Below are 22,168 nucleotides of genomic sequence, written 5' to 3'. Positions count from 1 at the left end.
TCCGTCTACCCGAATATGAGCGCACAGAGCACCGCAGCGGTGAAGGGTCCCGCGTCCTACTTCCCCGCCATCGAGAAGAAATACGGTCGGCCCGTCGAGGAATGGTTCGACATCGTTCGCGGATCGGAGCTGACCAAGCATATGGAGCTGGTCGCCTGGTTGAAGAGTGAGCACGGGCTGGGGCACGGGCACGCGAATGCGCTTGTCGCGCATGTGCGCAGCATCGACAACGGGTAGGCAGCGCGGGACCGGCCCGACAGCGCGCAGGCGCCGGCCGTCGAACCGGCACACGTCCTCAATCGGTCGCGAGAGCCGCCGCGCCCACCAGCGTGGCACCGTCGGTGATCGGGGATTTCAGGACACGAAGTTCACGGATGAAGCCGAGGCCGGCATGTTTCACCACCGCCGCCCGCAGCGGATCCCACAGGGGCGCGCCGGATTCGGCGAAACCGCCACCGATCACGACACGGTCGATGTCGAGCATCGCTGCGGCAGACGAAATGGCTTGTCCCAGAGCTGTCCCCGCGCGCGACAGCGCGGCCGCGGCGACGGCGTCACCCGCTCCGGCGGCGCGTGCCAGTTCCATCCCGGTCGTTCCCGTCCAGCCCTGTGCGCGTGCCCACCGGACCGAGGACATGCCACTCGCGACGGCCTCCACACATCCGACACCGCCGCAGGCACACGGCACATCCCAGCCCGGTACCACGATATGGCCGACGTGCCCGGCATTCCCGGTGCGGCCCACGAGAACTCGGCCGTCGCTGACGATGCCGCCGCCGATTCCGGAGGAGACCGTCATCGCCAACCCGGAACGAACACCGCGTAAACCACCGACGCGACACTCCGCCAATGCCAAGGCCGCGCCGTCGATCGCGAATCGAATATCGGCCTCGGGGAACAGTTCTCGCATCGCGGCGACGATCGGGAAACCGTCACGCCACTCGGGAATGTTCAAGGGCGCGGTGCTACCGGCACCGACATCCACCGGGCCGGCGGCGGCGATTCCGATCGAGCTCACCTCGAATTCGCCGGTGCCACAGGTGTCGTCGGCCGATGCGGCAGCTACCACCTGCCGCAGCAGCTCGCGGCATGCTTCCCAGGCTCCCCGGGAAGGCACGTCGACTCGGCGCATGTGCCGCAACAGGGACAGCGATCGGGGTCGCGCTGCGGGGTCGTCGTACGAAACGGACTCGATCGGCGCCGTCGCGACGGCCGCGGCGAATTTCGTCGCGCCGATATCCACAGCCAGCACGCCCATCTCGCCACCGCCTCCTCAGCGCATCACCCGATCGGATGCACGGTACCCACTCGGCGAGCGAGAGCTGTCAGGACTCCTCGGTATCCACCAGATGCTCGAACGCCCGCAGGTTCTTCAGCGATTCACCGCGCGAGACACGCCATTTCCATTCGCGCCGAATGGATTCCGCGAAACCGAGCTCCAGCAGCACATTGAAGTCGCCGTCGACCGCCTCGAGAATCTGGCCGAAGATGCGGTCCAGTTCGTCGGCGGTCACGGCATGGGTCGCGATGCGGCCGACCAGATAGATGTCACCGACCCGGTCCAGGGTGTAGGCGACACCGTAGAGGCGGCGGTTGCGGCGCAGCAGATACTTGTAGACACCCTCGAAGTTCTCGTCGGGTTTGCGGCAGACGAAGCATTCGAAGCGCACGCCGTGCTTGCCGACCGTCAGCATGACCGTCGTCTTCAGCTTGCGCTCACCGGGCAGCACCACGACGAAGGTGTCCCGGCCCTCGCGGGTGTAGTCGATCTCGCGCTCACGCACGGTGTCGTCGATCAGCTGCGCGGTCTGCGCGATGGTGTCACTCACCGGCGTACCACTCCCATCCGGCGCCGCCACAGCGCCCGCGACCTGGCTTGACTGCTCTCTGTCAGCAACGTACCCGGCATTCGCGAACGCACACCCCGATGCCCGGCCAACGCCTCGGCATAGCAGTCGAGCAACCCGTCGGCGGTGTGTTCCCAGGAGAAACCGGCCGCATGATCCACCGCTGCCGCGCCCATCCGCCGCAACCGTTCCGGATCGTCGAGCAGCCCGCGCAGGGCGGCCGCCCACTCGTCGGCCTGGTGCCCGGACACCAGCATGCCCGAAACACCGTCTCGCACAGCGGTACTCAACCCGCCGACGTCGGCGGCCAGCACCGGTGTGCCGCTGGCCTGCGCCTCGATGGCGACCAGGCCGAACGACTCGTTGTAACTCGGCACCGCGACCATATCCGCGGCCCGGTACACCTGCACCAGACGATGCGGCGGCTGCGGCGGCAGGAATGTCACCCGATCCGAGATGCCGAGCGTGGCGGCCAACTCGATCAGGGCGTCCGGGCGATCCAGACCGGTGCCCGAAGGCCCACCCACGATGAGCACCCGCAGCTTGCGTTCGGGTTCGGCGCGCAGCACCTCGGCCGCCGCGAACACGAGCACATCGGGAGCCTTGAGCGGCTGGATCCGGCCGACGAAGGCCACCACCTGCTCATCCGGCTCGATACCGAATTCGGCGCGCGCGGCCGCCCGGTCACCGGGGCGATAGCGGGACAGATCCGCACCCGGGGGCACCACGTCGATGCGCTCGGATTCGGCGCCGTAGAGCTCGACGAGCTGGCGGGCCTCCTCGGCGGTATTGGCGACCAGCCGATCCGATTCGGCGATGATCTGTTTCTCGCCGACCACCCGCGACAGCGGTTCCGGCGTATCGCCCTCGGCCAGGAATGCGTTCTTCACCGCGGCCAGCGTGTGCGCGGTGTGTACCAGCGGCACCCGCCACCGATCCCGGGCCAGCCAGCCCACCTGCCCCGACAGCCAGTAGTGCGAATGGATCAGGTCGTAGTAGCCGGGCAGCTGCCGGGCCTCCTGACGCAACACCTCCGCCGCGAACGGGCACAGCTGAGTCGGCAGATCGTGTTTGTCCAGCCCCTCGAACGGTCCCGCCACCACATGCCGCACCAGCACCCCCGGCGCGGCCTCGACCACCGGCTCGTCGTTGGAGGATGTCGCACGCGTGAAGATCTCCACCTCCACGCCGCGGCGAGCCAGCTGTAGCGCCGACTGCAGCACGTAGACGTTCATCCCGCCCGCATCGCCGGTACCCGGCTGTGCGAGCGGAGAGGTGTGCACCGACAACACCGCGATCCGATGCGGACGTTGATCCGGGCGATAACTCACACACTCCAGTGTGCACGCCTCGACGCGTCAACCGTTATGCGCTCGTGCCGCGAGTGAGCGTAGTCACACCCATGGCTGGGAGGTGGTGGTGGACGGGATCATCCGAGCGAGACAACGAATTCCGTGAGCTCATCGGCGAAGCGCTGGGGATCCTCGACGAACAGGCCGTGCTGGGCGTCGTCCCAGAACGAGGTGCGCGCCTCGGGGGCGTGCTCGGCGATGTAGCGGCCGTTCGCGACGGGCACCACGGGATCGGCGGTGCCGTGCATGACGAAGACCGGAACGTCGAGGTTGCGCAGGGTTTCGGTGTTGTCGACGGTGCGGTAGAACAGCGCCTTGCGGACGCGGGGCGGAGTCGCGAGGCTGCCGCCGAACAGGCGCTGGGCGTCCTCGCCCTTGTCCCGGCCGGGTCCGGTGTTGGCGTTGCCGAAGGCGGCGAAGCCGCGCATCGCCCGGCCGGCGCTCTCCTCGAACACGTCGGGGATGGCCTTCTGCATCGCCGGCCCGGGCTGGGAACCCTCGACGCCCCGGCCGATCCCGGCCTGCGATCCGCAGTACACCACCCCGGCCACGGCGCCGGTGCCGTACGCGGTCAGGTAGTCGCTGAGCACGATGCCGCCGTAGGACCAGCCCAGCAGCACGGCGTCGGCGGTGATGTTCTCCGCGGCCAGCACCGCGGCGACGTCGGCCGCCCAGTTCTTCGGATCGTCGTATCCGGTCTCGGGCGCATCCGAGTACCCGTGCCCGCGCAGATCGACGGCGACCACGCGGAAGGTCTCGGCCAGAATCTCCGCCGCACGGCCCCAGCACCGCAACGTGCCGGCCCACCCGTGCAACAACACCAGCGGACGTCCCTGTTCGGGCCCGGAGACCTCATACACGATATTGGTTCCGTCCGCGCTGACCACATCCCGAATCGCCATGCTCGCCAGGTTAACGGGGACGCTAGGCTCGATTCCCATGAGCACTCGTCACGCCGTCGTCACCGGAGCGAGCTCGGGAATCGGTGAGGCTACCGCCCGCGAGCTCGCGAAACAGGGCTATCACGTGTACGTGGGGGCGCGCCGGATGGACCGGCTGCAGGCGCTGGCCGACGAAATCGGCGGTACCGCAATCGAATTGGACGTCACCGACGAGTCGTCGGTACGCCTGTTCACGGATGCGGTCGAACGGGCCGACGTGCTGGTCAACAATGCCGGCGGGGCGAAGGGGCTGGCGCCGGTCACCGAGGCCGACCTCGACGACTGGCGGTGGATGTGGGAGACCAACGTGCTCGGCACGCTGCGGGTGACCAAGGCGCTGCTGCCGAAGTTGATCGACTCGGGTGACGGGCTGATCGTCACCGTCACCTCGGTCGCCGCCCTGCAGCCCTACGACAACGGCTCCGGCTACACCTCGGCCAAACACGCGCAGGCCGTCCTGCATCGCACACTGCGCGGCGAGCTGCTGGGCAAGCCGGTGCGGCTCACCGAAATAGCGCCGGGCGCGGTCGAAACCGAATTCTCGCTGGTCCGGTTCGGCGGCGACACCGAGCGCGCGGCCAAGGTCTACGAAGGTATCGACCCGCTGTTCGCCGCCGACATCGCCGAAATCATCGGCTTCGTCGCAAGCCGCCCCCCGCACGTCAACCTCGACACCATCGTGGTGAAGCCGCGCGACCAGGCCGACGCCGGCCGCTTCGCCCGCCGCTGAGCCTGCACCCGGCGCAGCCGGACGCGACCACGACGGCCCGGACTCGACGGGCCGGTCAGCGGGTTCTAGCTGCCGCCGCGCACGGGTCCCGGCGCCACCGGAGTCGCCGATACCACCGGTGCGGGCTGGCCCTGGATCGCCGACATGGTCTTCCAGGTGTCCCAGTCGATGGTCCAGTCGTAGAGGTCGCCGTCGGCGGCGGACAAGGCGATCGACGTGCCGGTGACCTCGACCGGGTCGCCGTACATGGCCGTCGGGAAGTACTGCTGGGCGTCGCTGGTGCTCAAGTTGATGCAGCCGTTGGTGACGTTGGTATTGCCTTGCGCGGAGGCCGATTCCGGGTTCGCGTGGATGAATTCGCCGTTGTTGGAGATGCGTACCGCCCAGCGTTCGCGAACGTTGGTGTAGAACGGCGGATTCGACATCAGGAAGTCTTCGTACTTCTCGGTCACCACGTGAATGCCCGAACGCGTCACGTTGCGCGCCTCGTTGCCCTCGCCGAAACTGCACGGGAAGTCGAACAGCGTCGAACCGTCCCGGATCACCTGCACCCGGTGGCTGGGCGCGTAACCCTTCACGATCTGGCTGCGGCCGATGGTGAACTGCGAGGACAGATCGGAGTTGCCGTAGGCGCCGCCGCCCAGGTCCAGGCCGTACAGCTTGGCGGCGAAGGTCACCGCCGTGCCGGGCGCCCAGTAGTTGCGCGGGCGCCAGTGCGCGCGGGACCCGCCGTTCTCGTCGGGCAGCCAGGCCCAGCCGCCCTCGGTCTCCGGAGTGGTCGTGACGGTCAGCGCCTTCTCGACCGCCTCCTTGTTCTCGACGTGCTTCTTGAACTGCACGATGATCGGCGCGGCGATGCCTACCTCCTGCCCGTCACCGATGTTGATGGTGGCGGGCACGGTCTGTTTGGGGGCGAGGGTGGTGAATTTCGACTCGATCGGCACGGGCTTGTTGTCGGTGCCGACCGCCGTACCCGACCAGGTGTAGGTGACGCCGTAGCCGAGCGGCTCGTTGACCTTGAAACTGCTCCTGTCGGGCGACAGGATGCCGGTGACCTGCTTACCGTCCGGATTGGTCAGGGCGACCTGGTCCAGGCGGCCACTGGTCACGGTCACCGAGACGGGCGCGATCGGGTTGACGTCGCCGGTTCCGTTCCCGGGCTCGAATTTCAGCTTCGCGACCGGGCCGGACTCCTTCGGGGCGGACGAGCCGCTCCCGCCGCCGCCCGAACATCCGGCCACCAGCGCGGCCACCGCCAGCTGGCCGGCCCCGACCAGAACGGCCCGGCGGCCGGCAATTCCTCGAATGTTCACTTCCGCGAATTTACCGCGCCCCTCCGACAGCCCGGCCCGATCGGAACGTGGCGCCCGCCACCCGTCAGAGCTCGAGACCGACGGTCACCGGTTCGGGTTCCAGCCTGATTCCGAAACACTGTTCGACGCCCGCCCGCACGGTGCGCGCCAGGTCCACCAAGTCCGCGGCGCGGGCAGAACCCCTGTTGGTCAGGGCGAGTGTATGTTTCGTCGACAACCGGACGGGAGCGTCCGGACCTGGGAAACCCTTGCCGAATCCCGCGCGTTCGATCAGCCAGCCGGCGGAGAATTTCACCCCGCCCTCGGCGGCATAGGTCGGAATAGTGATATCGCCCACATGGGCCCGGATCGCCTCGACGACGGCGGGCGCCCGATCGTGCGCCACCACGGGATTGGTGAAGAACGACCCGGCGCTCCAGGTGTCGTGGTCGGCCGGATCGAGCACCATGCCCTTGCCGGCGCGCAGGGCGAGTACCGCCTCGCGCACGGCCGCGGCCGGACGGGACTCGCCGTCGGCGGCATCGAAGGCGCGGGCCAGTTCGCCGTATCGCAGTGGGGCGCTGGCACCGTCGGGATTCACCTCGAACTCCACCGCCAGCACCACCGCCCGATCGGAATGCTTGAGCACCGAGGTGCGGTAACCGAAGCCGAGTTCCTCCGGTGCGGCCCATCGGATTTCGCCGCTGACGCGATCCAGCAGGTGAATCCGGCGCAGCGCCTGCGCCACCTCGACGCCGTAGGCGCCGACGTTCTGCACCGGCGTCGCGCCGGCCGAACCCGGAATTCCGGACAGGCACTCGAGTCCGCCGAATCCGGCGGCGACCGTCGTGGCGACCACGCCGTCCCAGTCCGCGCCCGCCTCGGCCGTCACACTGTCGGCTCCGAGCTCGACGGCGTCGGTGGCGATGCGGACGACGACGCCGGCGAATCCGCTGTCGGCGATCAGCAGGTTGGAGCCACCGGCCACCAGCAGCACCGGAACGCCCGCGGTGTCGAGCGTGCGCACCGTCTCGACGAGTGCCTCGGTGGTGCGACATTCGGCGACCGTCGCGGGCCCGCCGACCCGCAGGGTGGTCAGCTGCGCCAGCGGCACCGATTCGCGCACCTGCGCGCCGGTCGCGGCCAGCAACTCCCGCACATTGTCGAATGCCACCACTCGAGATGTCTGCACATCGAAAGACGGTAGCGTGTCACACCATGGCGACACCCCTGGCGTACACAGCTCACTACGCGCACCCCGCCGCGGCGGTGCGTGCTGCGCTCGCCGACGAGCAGTACTGGAAGGACCGCATCGAGGAGGTCGGCGGGCCCGGTGCGCGGCTGGACTCCTTCTCGGCCGACGGGGACCGGCTGCGCGTGGAGATGGTGCAGACCATCCCCGCCTCCGAACTGCCCGCCGCGATCACCTCGGTCCGCCCGGGCGATCTGATCATCCCGCGTACCGAAACCTACGAGGGCCTGTCCGGCGTTTTCGAAGCGCATGTCGAGGGTGCGCCGGCGAAGGTGCGCGGCACGGTCACCCTGACCGGTTCCGACACCGCCTCCCAGGCCGTGGTCGACGGCTCGGTCGAGGTGACGATCCCGTTGTTCGGCAAGAAGATCGAGGCCGTGGTGGCCGAGAAACTGCTGGAACTGCTGGCCTCGGAGACCGACTTCACCAACACCTGGATCGCCAACCACTGATCGGGGCGCTCCCCGGGGACCAGTACCCTGGTCCCCCATGGCCCGCCGATTGGACTATTCCGCTCGCTATCCGCTGCACACCACCGAAGAGGTGTACGCGGCGCTGTCCGACCGCGCCTACTGGGATGCGCGGATGGAGGAGATGCGCAAGCACTCGCCGAACGAGGTGGTCCACCTGCAGGCCGACGGCGACGGTATCGAGGTCGAGGTCCGCCACATCCTGCCGCGCGACATGCTGCCCGAGATCGCGCAGACCGTGATGCGCAAGGACCTGGTGATCACCCGCAAGGAGAGCTACGGGCCGTTCGGTCCCGAGGTCGAGGGTGAGTTCAGCGCATCGATTCCGGCCGGTCCGGGGACGCTGACCGGCACCGTGCGCTTGTTTCCCACCGAAACCGGCTGCACCCTGCGCACCTCACCCGTGGCCAAGGTCTTCATTCCGATGCTGGGGCCCAAACTCGAGCAGATGATGCTGGTCAACCTCGTGGACCTGTTCCGCGCCGAAGCCGAATTCACCCAGCAGTGGCTCGAAGAGCAGCGCCCGACGGCCTGAGTTCCGTGGCTCCACCGCACGCCTGCATCACCACGATGAGACCGCCGGGCCGGCCCCGTGCTGCGAACATCGGACATCTCGGCTCGGCCGGCCACTCGCGCACCGCCGCCGTACCGTCGGCCGGGGGTACGTCCAAGCCGGTGGGCGCCATCACGCGCGGAACCACCGGGATCAATCGGCTGCGCCGCAGCGACCGCTGGCTGAGCCACGATCCACTCGTCGTCGAGCGGCTGCGGTCGGCCGCGGACCCGCTGGTGGTCGATCTGGGCTACGGGGCGAGTCCGGTGACCACGCTGGAATTGGCGGCCCGGCTGCGCCGGGTGCGCGCCGACATTCGCGTCGTCGGTCTGGAGATCGATCCCGAGCGCGTCGTTCCCGCTCGCGACGGCGTGCACTTCGCCCGGGGCGGGTTCGAACTCGCGGGACTGCGGCCGGTCCTGGTGCGGGCGTTCAATGTGCTGCGGCAATACGACGAGAGCGAGGTCGCGCAGGCGTGGGCGACAATTCTCGGCGGATTGGCTCCCGAGGGACTCCTGCTCGAGGGCACCTGTGACGAACTGGGCCGCCGCTGCGCGTGGATTCTGCTCGGCCGCGACGGCCCGATCTCGCTGACGCTGGCCTGGGATCCGTTCACCGTCGCCAAACCCTCCGATATCGCCGAACGGCTGCCGAAGGCGTTGATCCACCGCAATATTCGCGGTGAACGCGTGCACACGCTGCTCACCGCGGCCGACCGGGCGTGGGCGCATGCCGCGCCGATGGCGGTGTACGGGCCGCGCGTGCGCTGGCGGGTGGCGGCGGAACTGTTGCGGGAACAAGGCTTTCCGGTGCGGAACTACCGGCGGCGGATGCGTGATTGCGTCCTGTCGGTGCCGTGGGAGTGTGTGCGGCCCGACTGAATTCGCGGTGCGCGATCGCCGGGTTCAGGCCGCGGCGAGGGCGCGGCGCACCCGTGCGGCCGCATGCGGCGGCAAATTCGCACTCGCCGAAGCGATTTCGTGCGGAATGCAGCGATGGATGGCGACCGCGTCGGCGACCACCTCGTCCAGCGCCCCCTGTCCGATCCCGGTTTCGGCGAGGTCCAGTACGGTCCGCACGGGGGTGGTCACCAGGAACGCACCGGCCGACTCCACATCACCGCGATGCAGCTCGCGGCGCAGGACGACCAGCCGCGGGGCCGCGGGCGGGCGGCCCGCACTCGCGGACAGGTGCAGAAAGCGCGGGCGCAGGCGGCCCAGGCCGTGCAGTTCGGCAGCGCTGTGATGGGAGACGGCGGCGGCGCCGTCGAACCAGGCCGCCCACATCGCGTATTCGTCGAGCGGGCCGTCCGGCCAATCGGCCATGCGCAGAATGCCGAGGCCGGCGCGGATCACGGAACCGTCGGCGAGGGCGCCGCGGATCCGGTGCTCACAGCCGGCCCGCAATACGATGCGCGTGGTGAAGTATCCGGCGTGCCGATCGGCCAGCCGGCGCAGCACCCACCAGCCTTGCTCGGAATCCCCCGGTCGGCGCGCGGCCGCGGCGTCCCCTGCATCGTGCGCGGACATGGGATCAGGTTACGCCGGACCGCTGTGCCTCATGTCACAATCGCGTCGGCACTGCATGACAAGCCTCACAGGCTCCACAGAGCGGGCTCAGAAAGCTCGGGAAGAATCGGTTGCCATGACCACTCCGGACACCGCGGTACCCGCTCCCGCACCGGCGGGTGAACCCAAACGCCGCAACGGGCGGCGGATCGCACTGATCGTCGGACTCGTCGTGCTGCTCGCGCTGGTCGGCACCGCGGCGGGCGCCGAAACCTATCTGCGCCACAAGAATCAGCAGTGCATGGCCTCCCAGGTCGAGAAGGAGCTGGGGTCGAAGGTCGATGTGGGATTCGGGCCGAAGCCGTTACTGCTCACCGCCGTCGACCACAAGGTCCAGTACATCACCGTCGACAGCGACGACGCGAAGTTCGGGCCCGCCGTGGACATGAAGGTGCACGCCCGGCTCAACGACATCACCCTGCTCGACGGCGGGCGCGGCGGCGCGAAGGTCGGCAGCAGCTCCGCCGACGCGACCTGGAGCAACGAGGGCATCGCCCAGACCCTGACCGGGCTCGTCTCCGGCGTGGAATCGGATCCGGCCGGCGGCACCCTGGACGTCAAGGTGCTCGGCGGTATCGCCGATCTGAAGGTTCAGCCGCACATCGTGGACGGCAAGATCGAGGTCAGCACGCAGTCGGCCTCGCTGCTCGGGCTGGGGCTGCCCACCGATCTGGTCGACAGCATCGTCCAGTCGATGACGCAGAGCCTGCAGAACTACCCGCTGGGTATGCAGCCGACCAGCGTGAAGGTCACCGACAACGGCATCTCGGTGTCGCTGCGGGGCGGCCCGACCACCCTGCAGGGCGGTGGCGACACGGAGATCCGCTGCTGATCGAGCCGGGGTGCAGCGAGCCCGGCGCCGCTCGCGGGCTCTACTCCGGGAAGCCGGCCAGCACATCGGCCGAGCGGGACAACCCCAGCCGGGTCGCACCGGCGTCGATCAGTTCGGCGGCCGCGGCGGCGGTGCGAATTCCGCCGCTGGCCTTGATGCCGAGCCGCCCGCCGACGGTCTCCCGCATCAGCCGCACGGCCCGTACCTCGGCGCCGCCCGCGGGGTGGAATCCGGTGGAGGTCTTCACGAAATCGGCGCCGGCGCGTTCGGCGGCACGGCACACCTCGACGATCGCCGCATCCGACAGCGCCGCGGACTCGACGATCACCTTGAGCAGCGCCCGATCCTCGACCGCCTCGCGGACGGTGACGATATCGGCGAGGACCGCGTTGTAGTCCCCCGCGACGGCCGCGCCGATGTCGATCACCATGTCGACCTCGGCCGCGCCCTGCTCTACCGCGAATCGCGCCTCGGTGCCCTTCACCAGGGAGTGGTGTTTGCCGGAGGGAAAGCCCGCGACCGTGGCGACGACCAGCCCGGGCGCGGTCACCGGCAGCATCGACGGAGACAGGCACACCGCGTAGACACCCAGTTCACGAGCCTCGGCGATGGTGTTCGCGACGTCGGCGGCGGTCGCCTCGGGGGCCAGCAACGTGTGATCGATCATCGCGGCGACCTGGGCGCGGGTGTAGGCGGTGGGAACGGTTTCGGACATGGGGACCAAGTCTGGCACAGCCCGCGAGCGTTCAGGGCCGCCGAGCGCTCGCGATCCGATGCGGCCCGCGAATTCGCTTACCCCGGACCGGCTTTGCGGCTCGCTGCCCGGGCGGCGTGATCGAACCGCGTGCGACCTGCGAGGATCGTGCCCATGAGTGGCACCGCGTCAGCCGATGATCGGCGTTTCGTCCTGAGCCTGGGCTGTCCCGACCGACCGGGCATCATCGCCCGCATCACCTCGTTCATCGCCGAGTTCGGCGGGTCGATCGTGGAGGCCGGTTATCACTCCGATCCCGATACCGGCTGGTTCTTCACCCGCCAGGCCATCGCGGCGGCGACCGTGCCGTTCGGCATCGACGAGTTGCGTGAGCGCTTCACCGTGGTGGCCGCCGAACTGGGGCCGCAGACCGATTGGCAGCTGCTGGATTCCGGGCGTCGCCGCCGCGCGGTCCTGCTGGTCAGCCGCGACGGGCACTGCTTGCACGATCTGCTCGGCCGGGCCGCCAGTGGCGAGTTGCCCGCCACTATCGAAGCGGTGATCGGCAACCATCCGGATCTGGGCGAGATGACCCGCGCGCACGGTATTCCGTTCCACCACGTGCCCTTCCCCGCCGATCCGGCCGAACGCGGCCCGGCCTTCGAGCGGGTGCGCGAGCTCACCGACGCCCACGATCCGCACGCGGTGGTGCTGGCGCGGTTCATGCAGGTGCTGCCGGCCGAATTGTGCGAGCACTGGGCCGGGCGCGCGCTGAACATCCACCACAGCTTCCTGCCCTCGTTCGTGGGGGCGCGGCCGTATCACCAGGCCTTCGCCCGCGGCGTGAAGCTGATCGGCGCCACCTGCCATTACGTCACCGCCGACCTGGATGCGGGGCCCATCATCGAACAGGACGTCAGCCGCATCGACCATGCCGACACCGTGCGCGACATGGTCCGGCAGGGCCGCGACATCGAACGCGTGGTGCTCGCGCGCGGACTGCGCTGGCACCTGGAGGGGCGGGTGCTGGTGCACGGGCGGCGCACCGTCGTTTTCTCGTAGCGCGTCTTCTCGTAGCCGGTCTTCTCGTGGCCGGTCTTCTCGTGGCGACGCGGCGGGCCAAGACCGGGCGCCCTTGACCGGCCTTGGCGGACAACACGATTCAGCATCGTGTTGCCGTCCTCGCCGCGCGGAGCCGGCAGAGCGGCTCCGCTACGACAGGTCTTGTGGCGACTTCCCGATCCGAACGTGGGTCACCAGGATGCACCCGCGCCGCGAGTACGTCCAGCCCCGGCGGACAGTCGCCGGGCGCTCAGCCCGCCACCGCACGGCGGCCGAAGCGAGTGACCTCGATCAATCGGCGCAGTTCGGCGTTGAACTCCGCACTCGCCTCGACATTCGCCAGATGTCCGGTGGCGAAGACCGAATAGCGATCCAGATTGCCCGCCGCGGCGAGCTCGTCGGCGATCTTGCGCGACATGCTCTCCGGCAGCAGATTGTCGTAGGCCCCGGCCACGACACTGGTCGGGATGCACAGATTCGCTGCGGCGCCGTGAATTTCGAGTTCGATCAGCGCCAGCGCGTACTTCGCCCGCACCAGCGGACGGCAGGAGCGCACGATCGAGAGCCCGAAGTCCACCTGATCCGCTGTGGCGTACCGATTCATGATGCGCGCCTTGAAGATTCCGCGCACCGGAGCGCCGGCCGGGAACGGCACGGGCTGGCCGAACAAGGCGCGGCCCAGCCAGTCGGGGGCCGGGACGATGTCGTTGAAGATCGGCAGAACCCGGGTTTCGGCGGCGATATCGCCCGCCGTCGTGGTCAGCAGCAGGGCCGCGCTCGCGCGCTGCGCCACCTGCTCCGGATGGAATTTGGCCCAGGCCTGAATCGTGATGCCGCCCATGCTGTGTCCCACCAGGACGGCCTTACGTCCCGCCGGCACAACCGCGTCCAGGACGGCGCACAGATCGTCGGCCAGCTGTTCGGCGTCGAACCGGCCCGTCCCCAGGGTGCTGTCGCCGTGACCGCGCTGGTCGAACGCGATCACGCGGTGGTCGCGGGCGAAGGAGTTGATCTGCGGGTTCCAGTATTCGAGGCAGCAGGACCAGCCGTGCACGAAGACGATCACGTCGCCGTCGGCAGGGCCGTACGCGTGTACCCGCAGCCGGGCGCCGTCGGTCGTCGTGACCGAGACGACCTCTGCGTCGGGCGCGCAGTTCAACTCGGCCGTGCGGTAGGTACGCGAACGCATTTTCGCGCGGTATCCGCCGGTCAGAGCGCCGATGCCGGTCCGAAGGGCGGCAACGTTCTCGGGCAGGTTCACCAGCATGAGCACTCCTTTGTGTCCTACCGCACGTTACCGCGCTAGCAACGGTGCTTGCTAGTGCAAGCAGCGAAGAATTTCCGGTTTCGCACTTTTGTCCGGCGAAGCCGCACCTCAGCGCTGCTCACACCCCCACAGAGACCGAATACCCATTCCGCCCAACGGCATTCACATCCGCCGGCGCAACGTCCCACTACCCGCTTCTATCGGCCGGCGCCACAGAAGTGCTACGCCGAATTCGCCAAGCGATTGCCGAACCGGCTAGGCGGTCGCCTCGCGCACGTGCCGCGAGGCGTACGTCTCGTCCAGCACCTCGGCGAGTTCATCGTTGAACGCCTCGTATGCCTCGACGTTGCCGAGGTGGCCGGTCGACAGTTCGACCAGCTTGCGGAACGCGCCGACCGAGCGCAGTTCCTCGGCCAGGCGCTCGGAGTGCACCGGCGGCGTCATATCGTCCACGGAACCGGAGATCACCGTGGTCGGCACGGTCACGCAGCGGGTACAGCTCTGCAGGGCCAGCTCGGCCAGCAGGAAGCCGAAGCGCGAACGCACGCGCGCCGGGCAGGAGCGCACGATCGCCAGGGCGAAATCGACCACCTCACCGGCCGCGGCCAGAGTCATGATCTGGCGGCGGAAGATCCACTTCACCAGCCGGATCGGCGGGAACACCACCGGCAGGCCGAGTCCGAGGCGACCGATCGGGAACGGCAGCGCGAGCGGACCGCGATTGAAGCGCGGCACCACGGTGGTCTCGGCGATCAGGTCACCGGAGGCGGTATTGGCCAGCACCACCGCATCGGCCCGCTCGGCGACCTGCCGCGGATACCGGCCGGCCCAGGCCTGAATGGTCATTCCGCCGAGACTGTGCCCGACGAGGACCGCGCGCTGACCGGGGCGCAGCATGGCATCCAGGACGGCCGCGAGATCGTCGGCCAGCAGATCGGTGGACAGCGGTGCGGTGCCGGATTCGCTCTCGCCGTGACCGCGCTGGTCGTAGGCGATCACCCGGTATTCGCCGGCGAAGGCGTTGATCTGGGGATTCCAGTATTCGATGCAGCAGGTCCAGCCGTGCGCCAGCACGATCGCCTCGCCGTCGGCGGGGCCGTAACTGTGCACGCGCAGCCGGGCGCCGTCGGACGCGGTCACCGCGGTCACCTCACACGGCACCGCCGGGGAATTCAGTGCGGGCAGGTCGTAGGACCGGGTGCGCAGTGCGGCGCGATGGGCGGCCGGCAGCCCGCGGAGACGCTTCACGATCCCCGCCACCGTGCTGGGCAACGTTGCCTGCATGAGAACACTCCTTTGTGTGTTACCGATCGATACAGTAACCCGAAGGAGTGGGTGCTTGCTAGTGCAAGCGCGGGGTTCGCTGTTTTACCAGCGCGGACCGCGCTGAATTTCGTCGACCTTAGGCCGCACATCGGCCAGATAGATACCCGTGGCGATCACCGCGGCGATCCCCAGCAATCCCACCGGCGTGCGAGCGAGCAGCAGGAAACCGAGGGCGACCGCCAGAATCGACACCCAGATCGGTTTGGTGAGTTTGTCCACGGCCGTGAACGCGTCGGCGCGCTGCCGGATCGCATGCACCAGCGCGAAGATGGTCGCGGCCATCGCGGCGAGCCAGAGCAGCCACAGGATTGCACTAGTCAGCTGGTACACAGCACCCATGATAGAAGCAACGCCCGCATGCGGCAGTGCGCATGCGGGCGTTGCGGGATCCGGTACGACCCGGATCCGTGTGACGGTTCCGGATTACCCCTCGGCCGGTCTTTGCTGCGGCCGAATTACTTCTTGGCCGGAGTGGTCTTCTTCGCGGTGGTGGTGGTGGTGGGCTTGGCCGGCGCCTTCTTGGCGGGGGCCTTCTTCGCCGGGGCCTTCTTGGCCGGGGCGGGCTCCTCGGCGGCAGCCTCGGTGGTCACCGCGACGACCTCGGCGTCGACGACCGCGGCGGCCTCGTCGGCCTGCTCGGCCGCTTTACCCAGAAACCCGCGAGCCTGATCGGACACCTTGGTCAGCACATCCTCGGCCCGGGTGACGACATCGGTGTAGATGTTCTCCACCTTGTCGAAACGCTCGTCGAAGCCGGGGTTGGAACGCAGCCGGTCGACGGTCTCCTCGCCGCGCACGGCCAGATCCGAGTAGAGATCCACCAGCTGGCGGTAGTACTGGTCGACCAGCTTGCGCAGCTCCTCCGGGGTGAACTTCTCGCGCAGTTCGGCGAGGTCGTCCGGCAGTTCGGAGGGCAGTCCGGTCAGGCGGCCGCGCAGCGTCTCGATCTGATCCTGCACATCGGCCGGCAGATTCGACAGGCGCTCGCGAGCCTCCTCGACGCGGGAGTTCACATCGACGGTGGCGGCGCGGTCGCGGACGCGGTCGACGATGTCGTTGACCGCCGCGTAGAGCGCGTCACCGGCTCCGACGGTCGCGTAGATCGGCTTGGTCACAGTGACGTTGGGCTGGGTCATGGTTGTTCGCTCTCCTGGCGTGGCGAGATTTCGGTAGTACTGCCATCGGTGGCATGGTGCGGAACCTCGTTGTCCCTTGGGCTTTCGGGTGCACCGCCCCTCGGGCTCTCGGGCACACCGCCCCTGCTCCCCCCTGGAACGCCCCCCTCGGATTCCCCCTGAACGGATTCCGAGACGTTCCCTCCGTTGTCGTTCCCCCCGTTTTCGCGGCGGAACGATTCGTAGATGTCCAGGAGCACCTGCTTCTGCCGTTCCGTGATGTCGGTATCGGCCAGCAGTGCGTCCCGCACCGGGCTGTGCTCTCTCTGTTCGAGATAGCCGGCCCGGACGTACAAGACCTCCGAAGACACGCGCAGACCCTTGGCGATCTGCGTGAGTACCTCGGCGGACGGGTTGCGCAATCCGCGCTCGATCTGACTCAGGTACGGATTGCTCACCCCCGCCAGCTGTGCGAGCTGACGCAACGAGACCTGAGCGGCCTCCCGCTGCGCCCGGATGAAGCCTCCGATGTCGTGCGCCGCGTTGGCTACGCGACCCACCCGGTCTCCGGGAACCGCAGACGTCTCTGCGGTTTCCCCCGTGTTCCGATCAGAAACCTCTGGTTCCTGTGCCATCACACTGCTCACCTTCCGGCGGTTGTACGGTCGATTCTAAATGAGGGTGCTAACTCTTGCAAGCACCCTTGTTAGCACTATTTCAGCAAACTTCGGGCAGCGGCCGTCAGAAGCCTGGGAAGAGTAAATGGGATACGGCGTAAATCGCCAGGCCGGCAAGTGATCCGACCACCGTTCCGTTGATCCGGATGAATTGCAGATCGCGCCCCGCCTGCAATTCGATCTTGCGACTCGCCTCCTCGGCATCCCAGCGGGCAACCGTGTCGCTGATCAGGGCCGCGATCTCGGAACCGTAGTTGGCGACGAGATATCTCACACCGCGTTCAACCCAAGCGTCCACTTGTTTTGTCAGTTCGGGTTCGTCGACCAGACGCTGACCCAACTGCTGCACATTCTCCGAGATCTTGCGGCGCAAGGTGCTGTTCGGATCGTCGGCCGATTCCAGGATCATCCGTTTGGCCGCACGCCAGGTCGCACGCGCCATTCCGGTTATTTCCTCGCGCCCCATGATCTCGGCCTTCACCCGCTCGGCCTTGGCGATCATCGCCTCGTCGTACTGCAGATCGCGAGCGAAATCCTCGAGAAATCGGTTCGCCGCCATTCGCACTTCGTGATCGGGTTGTGAGCGAATCTTCCAGGTGAATTCCACCAATTCCCGGTAGATCTTCTCCGAAAGCAGGATATTGGCGAATTTCGGCGCCCACGACGGGGCGTCGCGCATGACGATCCGGTCCAGGGTCTCCTGACTCGCCAGCGCCCACTGGTGGGCGCGTTCGGCCAGCAGATCCAGCAGCGGCTCCTGCCGGTTCTCGGCCAGCAGTTCGGCGAGCACCCGCCCGATCGGCGGCCCCCACTGCGGTTCGGCGATGCGCTTGACGATGGTCTGGTCGATGACCTGCTCGACATCGGAGTCGCGCAGCGCGCCGATCACCGCACGCAGAATGGTCGACGACTCCTCCGACACCCGCGCGGCGTGCCGGAAATCGGCCATCCACGTTCCGAGGCGCAACGAGATCTGCGCCGAATTCACCTTCGTCGCCACGGTGTCGGGCGAGAGGAAATTGGTGCGGACGAAATCGCCCAGGCTGGTGCCGAGCTGATCCTTCTTCTTGCGGATGATCGCGGTGTGCGGAATGGGCAGGCCCAGCGGATGCCGGAACAGCGCCGTGACCGCGAACCAGTCCGCCAGCGCGCCGACCATGCCGGCCTCCGAGGCCGCGCGCACGTAGCCGACCCAGCTGCCGCCGATACCGTTCGAGCCGAGCCAGCAACAGACCAGATAGACGACCGTGGCCGCCACCAGGAAGCCGGTCGCGACCATCTTCATCTTGCGCAGATCGCGTTTCTTCCCGGATTCGTCCATCAGGTCGGCGAACGAAGACGGTGGTCCGGGCGCGCCCCGGGCCGAGGACCGTGTGGCATTTCCCACTCCCGCCCGGGTATCGGGGTGCGCGTTCGCTTCCGCCAGGACGGGGGCGCTGCCGGCAGATTGCTCCATATCCCCATTCTGGCCGGAATATCGGCGTCGCCGGCGTGCGCCCGCGCACCCCCCGCCCGCGCCCGCCTCCGGCGAACGCCCCCGAGCCGAGAGCCGGGCCACTCGGCGAACCGGGAACATCACCTCGGCGAAGGACTTAAGCTGGTGGTGCCCTTATCCCCGGATCCAGGAGTCCCCTCGAGCATGACCACACATCGTGCCGCGAGCGCTGCCGTCGACTCCGCTGCGGTGCGCCCCGGCCGGGTGGACGGTCGCAAGCGGCGCTGGCACCAGCACAAGATCGACCGCAGGGAAGAACTCGTCGACGGCACCCTCGCCGCTATCCGCAAACGCGGCGGCGATGTCGGGATGGACGAGATCGCCGCGGAGATCGGCGTATCCAAAACCGTCCTCTATCGCTACTTCTCGGACAAGTCCGATCTGACCCGCGCCACCATGGAACGGTTCATCGAGACCACGCTGATGCCGCGGATCTACGAGGCGATCAGCGACGACGCCGACGAATATCAGCTGGTCCGCAACACTCTGGCCGCCTACGTGCACACCGTCGAGGCCGATATCGACGTCTACCGCTTCATCATGGGCAACGGCTCGACCACCGACAAGTCCAGCCTCGCCGATTTCGAGAAGCTGTTCGCCGACGTGGTTTCGGTGGTGGTGCAGACCAAGGCCTTCGATCGCGGCGTCGACACCGAGGGCGTGCTGCTGTATTCGTACGTGATCGTCGGCGGTGTGCAGCTGGCCACCGACTGGTGGATCAGCAACCGCTCGATGTCGGCCGATCGCATGCTCGACCATCTGGCGATGATGGTGTGGAGCGCTATCGAGGGCATGGTCCGGGCGGGTGGTTCGCCGGAGAAGTTCAACGCCGTGCCGCACGAACTTCCCGAGGCCGACCTGGGCTGATTCGCCCGCGAAGGAATCCGTGCTCGCCGTCTCTGGGCCGACGGCTCGCGCTTGGCTACGCTGAAGACCGGCCAGGCGGGGCATCAACGGAGGTCATCAATGGCGAAAGAGCTGCCGACGTCGCGGCTGGCGCGGGGGACGAAACTGGGTGTGGCCGTCGCCGGCAACGTCTTACGTGCGCAGAAGACCCGCCGTTCCATGCGCGGACGCTCCGAAGCGGTGCGCGAGCGGATGGCCGAGGAGTCGATGATCCGCGCCACCGAGCAGATGGTCATGGTGCTGGGCACCATGAAGGGCGTGGCCATGAAGCTCGGCCAGATGCTCTCGGTGCTGGATCTGGATCTGGTTCCGCCCGAACATCGCGAGCGATTCCAGCGCCGGCTGGCCGTCTTGCGCGACAGCGCGCCGAAGGTCTCCTTCGACACCATGCGCGGCGTCATCGAGAAGGATTTCGGCCGCACGCTCGAAGAGCTGTTCGCCGAATTCGAGGACGAACCGATCGCGGCGGCCTCCATCGGCCAGGTCTACCGGGCGCGACTGCACGACGGGCGCGCGGTCGCGGTGAAGGTGCAGTATCCGGGCATCGATACCGCCGTGCGCGCCGATCTGAAGAATCTCGCGATGTTCCGCCGCGTCCTGCAGTCGGCGATGCCGTGGGTGACGCCGGCGGTCCTCGACGAACTGCGGCTGAACCTCGAGAGCGAACTGGACTACGTGGCCGAGGCGCATACCCAGCGCGAGGTGGCCGAACTGTTCGCCGACCATCCGTTCATCGTGGTCCCGGCCACGATGCCCGAGCTGTCGAGTACGCACGTGCTGGTCAGCGAGTATTTCCCCGGTCGCGGTTTCGAGGAGATCCGCCGATTGCCGGAGGCCGAACGCGACCGGGTCGGCGAGATCATCTACCGCTTCTACGTCGGTTCGCTGTTCACCTTCAACGAATTCTGCGGGGACCCGCATCCGGGCAATCTGCTGCTCGGCGAGGACGGCCGGGTCGCCTTCCTGGATTTCGGGCTGTTCAACCGGATGGATCCCGAACACGTCCGGTTCGAGGCCACCTGCATCCGTGCGGCGGCCGAGGAACGTGCCGAAGATCTGCGCCAGTTGATGATCGACCACGGCATCATCGATTCACTGGAGGAGATCACCCCCGAGGACTGTCTGGAGTATGTGCTCGCCGCGTGCGAGTGGGCACTGATCGACCAGGACCTGACCATCACCCCCGAATTGGCCAGCGGCGCCTTCGTGCTGGCGGTCGATCCGCGCGCGAGTGAGTACGCCGGGATGAAGCAGCAGAATCTGCCGCCGGAACATCTGTTCTCCCGGCGTGCGGATTTCCTGACCTTCGGGGTACTCGGCCAGCTGGAAGCGACCGGGAACTGGCATCGGATCGCCCGCGAGTGGCTCTACGGTGACGACCCGGTGACCGAACTCGGTAAGCAGCACCACGCCTGGCTGGCCCGGCGCGGCCTGCCGCGCAAACCTGCCAAGCGCGCCGCGCCACGCAAAGCCGCCGGCGGAAAACGTACCAGCACAAAGTAATCGGCCACCACGAGAATGGGATGGGCATGACCGACAGGGAATTCGACCTCGTACTGTTCGGCGCGACGGGGTTCGTCGGCCGGCTGACCGCGCAGTATCTGGCCGAGGCCGCGCCCGCGGATGCGCGTATCGCCCTCGCGGGCCGTTCGCCGGAGAAACTCACCGCGGTGCGCGACGAACTCGGCGGCGGGGCGGCGATCTGGCCGCTGCTGGTCGCCGATTCCTCCGACCAGGCGGCACTGGACGCGCTGGCGGCCCGGACCAAGGTCGTGGTCACCACCGTGGGCCCGTATCTGCGGTACGGCCTGCCCCTGGCCCAGGCCTGCGCGAATGCCGGCACCCACTACGCGGACCTCACCGGCGAGCCGCTGTTCATCCGCGAATGTATCGATCGGTTCGGCGAGCGGGCCGCCGAAACCGGCGCGAAAATCGTGAATTCTTGTGGCTACGACTCGATTCCGTCGGATCTGAGCGTTTATCGGCTCTACCGCCGGTCGGTCGAGGACAACACCGGGGAGCTCACCGACACCACCCTGGTGGCCTGGCTCAAGGGCGGCGCCAGCGGCGGCACCATCGACTCCGGGCGGGCGATGATGGAGGCTATCGCCACCGATCCGGCCAAGGGTTCGGTGCTCTCGCACCCGTATTCGCTGAGCCCCGACAAGTCGATGGAACCCGATGTGGGCCGGCAGTCCGATCAGGCTCTCTCGCGCGCCTCGGCGATCGACCCCAGCCTCGACGGCTGGGTCGCCACCTTCGTGATGGCCGCGCACAACACCAAGGTGGTGCGGCGCAGCAACGGCCTGCTGGGCTGGGTGTACGGCAAGAACTTCCGCTATCGCGAGGTGATGAGCGCCGGAAGCTCGCCGGCAGCACCGCTGGTCGCCGCGGGTATGGCGGGCGGCATCGTCGCCACTATGACCGCCGGCGCCCTGCTCTCCCGCGTATCGGTGGGGCGCCGGCTCCTGGACCGGATCCTGCCGAAGCCGGGCACCGGCCCCGGCGAGCAGGCCCGCCGTAGTGGCTGGTTCACCATGAAGACCTTCGCCGACACCACCTCGGGCGCACGGTACGTCTGCACCTTCGCCGGACAGGGCGACCCCGGCTATCAGGCCACCTCGGTGATGCTCGGCGAGGCCGGACTGTGCCTGGCCTTCGACGAACTCCCGGAATTGGCGGGCATCCTCACGCCCGCCTCCGCCATGGGCGATCCCCTCACCGATCGCTTGCGGCGGGCCGGGATGACCATCGAGGTCGAGCGCGCCTGAACGACGGAAGAGCTTGCG

24 protein-coding genes are annotated in these 22,168 nt (G+C 68.0%); 10 read left to right on the top strand and 14 right to left on the bottom strand.

Translation table 11 applies throughout. The features are described from left to right. Positions 1 to 15 precede the first annotated feature (15 nt). A complete protein-coding gene (locus tag NN2_RS24660; protein WP_063016274.1) occupies positions 16 to 237 on the top strand; it encodes a DUF4287 domain-containing protein in 222 nt (73 codons plus the stop codon). A 58-nt stretch (positions 238 to 295) separates the two neighbouring features. Here NN2_RS24660 and NN2_RS24655 read toward each other — a convergent pair whose 3' ends face one another. The 4 genes from NN2_RS24655 to NN2_RS24640 all read right to left on the bottom strand — a co-directional run bounded on the left by NN2_RS24655 (position 296) and on the right by NN2_RS24640 (position 4,101). Continuing rightward, positions 296 to 1,258, bottom strand: a complete 963-nt coding sequence (locus NN2_RS24655) for an ROK family protein (RefSeq protein WP_063016272.1) — start codon at positions 1,256 to 1,258, stop codon at positions 296 to 298. Positions 1,259 to 1,325: 67 nt separating this feature from the next. Beyond that, positions 1,326 to 1,829 carry a type III secretion system chaperone family protein gene (locus NN2_RS24650; RefSeq protein ID WP_439955863.1) on the bottom strand — a complete coding sequence of 168 codons (504 nt, stop codon included), beginning with the start codon at positions 1,827 to 1,829 and terminating at the stop codon, positions 1,326 to 1,328. After that, positions 1,826 to 3,178 carry a D-inositol-3-phosphate glycosyltransferase gene (mshA, locus tag NN2_RS24645; RefSeq protein ID WP_063016270.1) on the bottom strand — a complete coding sequence of 451 codons (1,353 nt, stop codon included), beginning with the start codon at positions 3,176 to 3,178 and terminating at the stop codon, positions 1,826 to 1,828. Before mshA ends, NN2_RS24650 begins: the two co-directional genes overlap by 4 nt. 98 nt (positions 3,179 to 3,276) lie before the next feature. Beyond that, on the bottom strand, positions 3,277 to 4,101 hold the full coding sequence (locus NN2_RS24640) for an alpha/beta fold hydrolase (RefSeq protein WP_063016268.1): 825 nt from the start codon (positions 4,099 to 4,101) through the stop codon (positions 3,277 to 3,279). 37 nt (positions 4,102 to 4,138) lie between these two features. Here NN2_RS24640 and NN2_RS24635 point away from each other — a divergent pair, with 37 nt between their 5' ends. Next, entirely contained in the window at positions 4,139 to 4,870 is a 732-nt protein-coding gene (locus NN2_RS24635) for an SDR family NAD(P)-dependent oxidoreductase (protein WP_063016266.1), read from the top strand. Positions 4,871 to 4,935: 65 nt separating this feature from the next. On the opposite strand, the gene NN2_RS24630 is transcribed toward NN2_RS24635, so the two are convergent. Next, complete coding sequence (locus tag NN2_RS24630; RefSeq protein WP_063016264.1) at positions 4,936 to 6,183, bottom strand: L,D-transpeptidase; 1,248 nt, start codon at positions 6,181 to 6,183, stop codon at positions 4,936 to 4,938. Positions 6,184 to 6,247: 64 nt separating this feature from the next. Continuing rightward, the gene (locus NN2_RS24625) at positions 6,248 to 7,339 is read right to left on the bottom strand and encodes a UDP-N-acetylmuramate dehydrogenase (RefSeq protein WP_082857234.1); all 1,092 of its coding nucleotides are present in this window, start codon (positions 7,337 to 7,339) and stop codon (positions 6,248 to 6,250) included. A gap of 41 nt (positions 7,340 to 7,380) precedes the next feature. Here NN2_RS24625 and NN2_RS24620 point away from each other — a divergent pair, with 41 nt between their 5' ends. The 3 genes from NN2_RS24620 to NN2_RS24610 all read left to right on the top strand — a co-directional run bounded on the left by NN2_RS24620 (position 7,381) and on the right by NN2_RS24610 (position 9,318). After that, on the top strand, positions 7,381 to 7,866 hold the full coding sequence (locus tag NN2_RS24620; RefSeq protein WP_063016262.1) for a DUF2505 domain-containing protein: 486 nt from the start codon (positions 7,381 to 7,383) through the stop codon (positions 7,864 to 7,866). Between the two features lie 37 nt (positions 7,867 to 7,903). Then, complete coding sequence (locus NN2_RS24615; protein WP_063016260.1) at positions 7,904 to 8,419, top strand: DUF2505 domain-containing protein; 516 nt, start codon at positions 7,904 to 7,906, stop codon at positions 8,417 to 8,419. 140 nt (positions 8,420 to 8,559) lie between these two features. Next, a complete protein-coding gene (locus tag NN2_RS24610; RefSeq protein ID WP_063016287.1) occupies positions 8,560 to 9,318 on the top strand; it encodes a hypothetical protein in 759 nt (252 codons plus the stop codon). 24 nt (positions 9,319 to 9,342) lie between these two features. Here NN2_RS24610 and NN2_RS24605 read toward each other — a convergent pair whose 3' ends face one another. Further along, positions 9,343 to 9,966: a hypothetical protein gene (locus tag NN2_RS24605; protein ID WP_063016258.1), complete on the bottom strand. Its 624-nt coding sequence runs from the start codon at positions 9,964 to 9,966 to the stop codon at positions 9,343 to 9,345. A gap of 115 nt (positions 9,967 to 10,081) precedes the next feature. Here NN2_RS24605 and NN2_RS24600 point away from each other — a divergent pair, with 115 nt between their 5' ends. Beyond that, positions 10,082 to 10,837, top strand: coding sequence for an LmeA family phospholipid-binding protein (locus tag NN2_RS24600; protein WP_051756433.1), 756 nt, complete (start codon positions 10,082 to 10,084; stop codon positions 10,835 to 10,837). A 40-nt stretch (positions 10,838 to 10,877) separates the two neighbouring features. Here the strand turns inward: NN2_RS24600 and deoC are convergent, their stop codons facing one another. Continuing rightward, a complete protein-coding gene (gene deoC, locus NN2_RS24595; RefSeq protein ID WP_063016257.1) occupies positions 10,878 to 11,552 on the bottom strand; it encodes a deoxyribose-phosphate aldolase in 675 nt (224 codons plus the stop codon). A 153-nt stretch (positions 11,553 to 11,705) separates the two neighbouring features. Between deoC and purU the strand changes: the two genes are divergently transcribed. After that, a complete protein-coding gene (purU, locus tag NN2_RS24590) occupies positions 11,706 to 12,593 on the top strand; it encodes a formyltetrahydrofolate deformylase (protein WP_030516159.1) in 888 nt (295 codons plus the stop codon). A gap of 250 nt (positions 12,594 to 12,843) precedes the next feature. Here purU and NN2_RS24585 read toward each other — a convergent pair whose 3' ends face one another. From NN2_RS24585 to NN2_RS24560, 6 genes are all read right to left on the bottom strand, one after another. Beyond that, positions 12,844 to 13,860, bottom strand: coding sequence for an alpha/beta fold hydrolase (locus NN2_RS24585; RefSeq protein ID WP_063016285.1), 1,017 nt, complete (start codon positions 13,858 to 13,860; stop codon positions 12,844 to 12,846). A 255-nt stretch (positions 13,861 to 14,115) separates the two neighbouring features. Further along, a complete protein-coding gene (locus NN2_RS24580; protein ID WP_063016256.1) occupies positions 14,116 to 15,144 on the bottom strand; it encodes an alpha/beta fold hydrolase in 1,029 nt (342 codons plus the stop codon). An 84-nt stretch (positions 15,145 to 15,228) separates the two neighbouring features. Then, on the bottom strand, positions 15,229 to 15,525 hold the full coding sequence (locus NN2_RS24575; RefSeq protein ID WP_030516156.1) for a DUF2516 family protein: 297 nt from the start codon (positions 15,523 to 15,525) through the stop codon (positions 15,229 to 15,231). 116 nt (positions 15,526 to 15,641) lie between these two features. Then, complete coding sequence (locus NN2_RS37850) at positions 15,642 to 16,322, bottom strand: hypothetical protein (protein ID WP_063016255.1); 681 nt, start codon at positions 16,320 to 16,322, stop codon at positions 15,642 to 15,644. Beyond that, positions 16,319 to 16,936, bottom strand: a complete 618-nt coding sequence (locus NN2_RS38710) for a helix-turn-helix domain-containing protein (protein ID WP_245008092.1) — start codon at positions 16,934 to 16,936, stop codon at positions 16,319 to 16,321. The genes NN2_RS37850 and NN2_RS38710 overlap by 4 nt, the downstream gene beginning before the upstream one ends. Before the next feature lie 106 nt (positions 16,937 to 17,042). After that, positions 17,043 to 18,299 (bottom strand): DUF445 domain-containing protein, encoded by a 1,257-nt coding sequence (locus NN2_RS24560; RefSeq protein ID WP_063016254.1) that lies wholly within the window; start codon positions 18,297 to 18,299, stop codon positions 17,043 to 17,045. Positions 18,300 to 18,617: 318 nt separating this feature from the next. Between NN2_RS24560 and NN2_RS24555 the strand changes: the two genes are divergently transcribed. From NN2_RS24555 to NN2_RS24545, 3 genes are all read left to right on the top strand, one after another. Then, entirely contained in the window at positions 18,618 to 19,340 is a 723-nt protein-coding gene (locus NN2_RS24555) for a TetR/AcrR family transcriptional regulator (RefSeq protein ID WP_030516152.1), read from the top strand. A 99-nt stretch (positions 19,341 to 19,439) separates the two neighbouring features. Further along, on the top strand, positions 19,440 to 20,882 hold the full coding sequence (locus tag NN2_RS24550; RefSeq protein ID WP_063016252.1) for an ABC1 kinase family protein: 1,443 nt from the start codon (positions 19,440 to 19,442) through the stop codon (positions 20,880 to 20,882). Positions 20,883 to 20,902: 20 nt separating this feature from the next. Next, positions 20,903 to 22,150 carry a saccharopine dehydrogenase family protein gene (locus NN2_RS24545; RefSeq protein ID WP_030516150.1) on the top strand — a complete coding sequence of 416 codons (1,248 nt, stop codon included), beginning with the start codon at positions 20,903 to 20,905 and terminating at the stop codon, positions 22,148 to 22,150. Positions 22,151 to 22,168 lie beyond the last annotated feature (18 nt).

Origin of the sequence: Nocardia nova NBRC 15556 (genome assembly GCF_001613005.1) — a bacterium.
GTDB classification, from domain to species: domain Bacteria; phylum Actinomycetota; class Actinomycetes; order Mycobacteriales; family Mycobacteriaceae; genus Nocardia; species Nocardia nova.
This window is presented reverse-complemented; position numbering and strand designations above follow the sequence as displayed.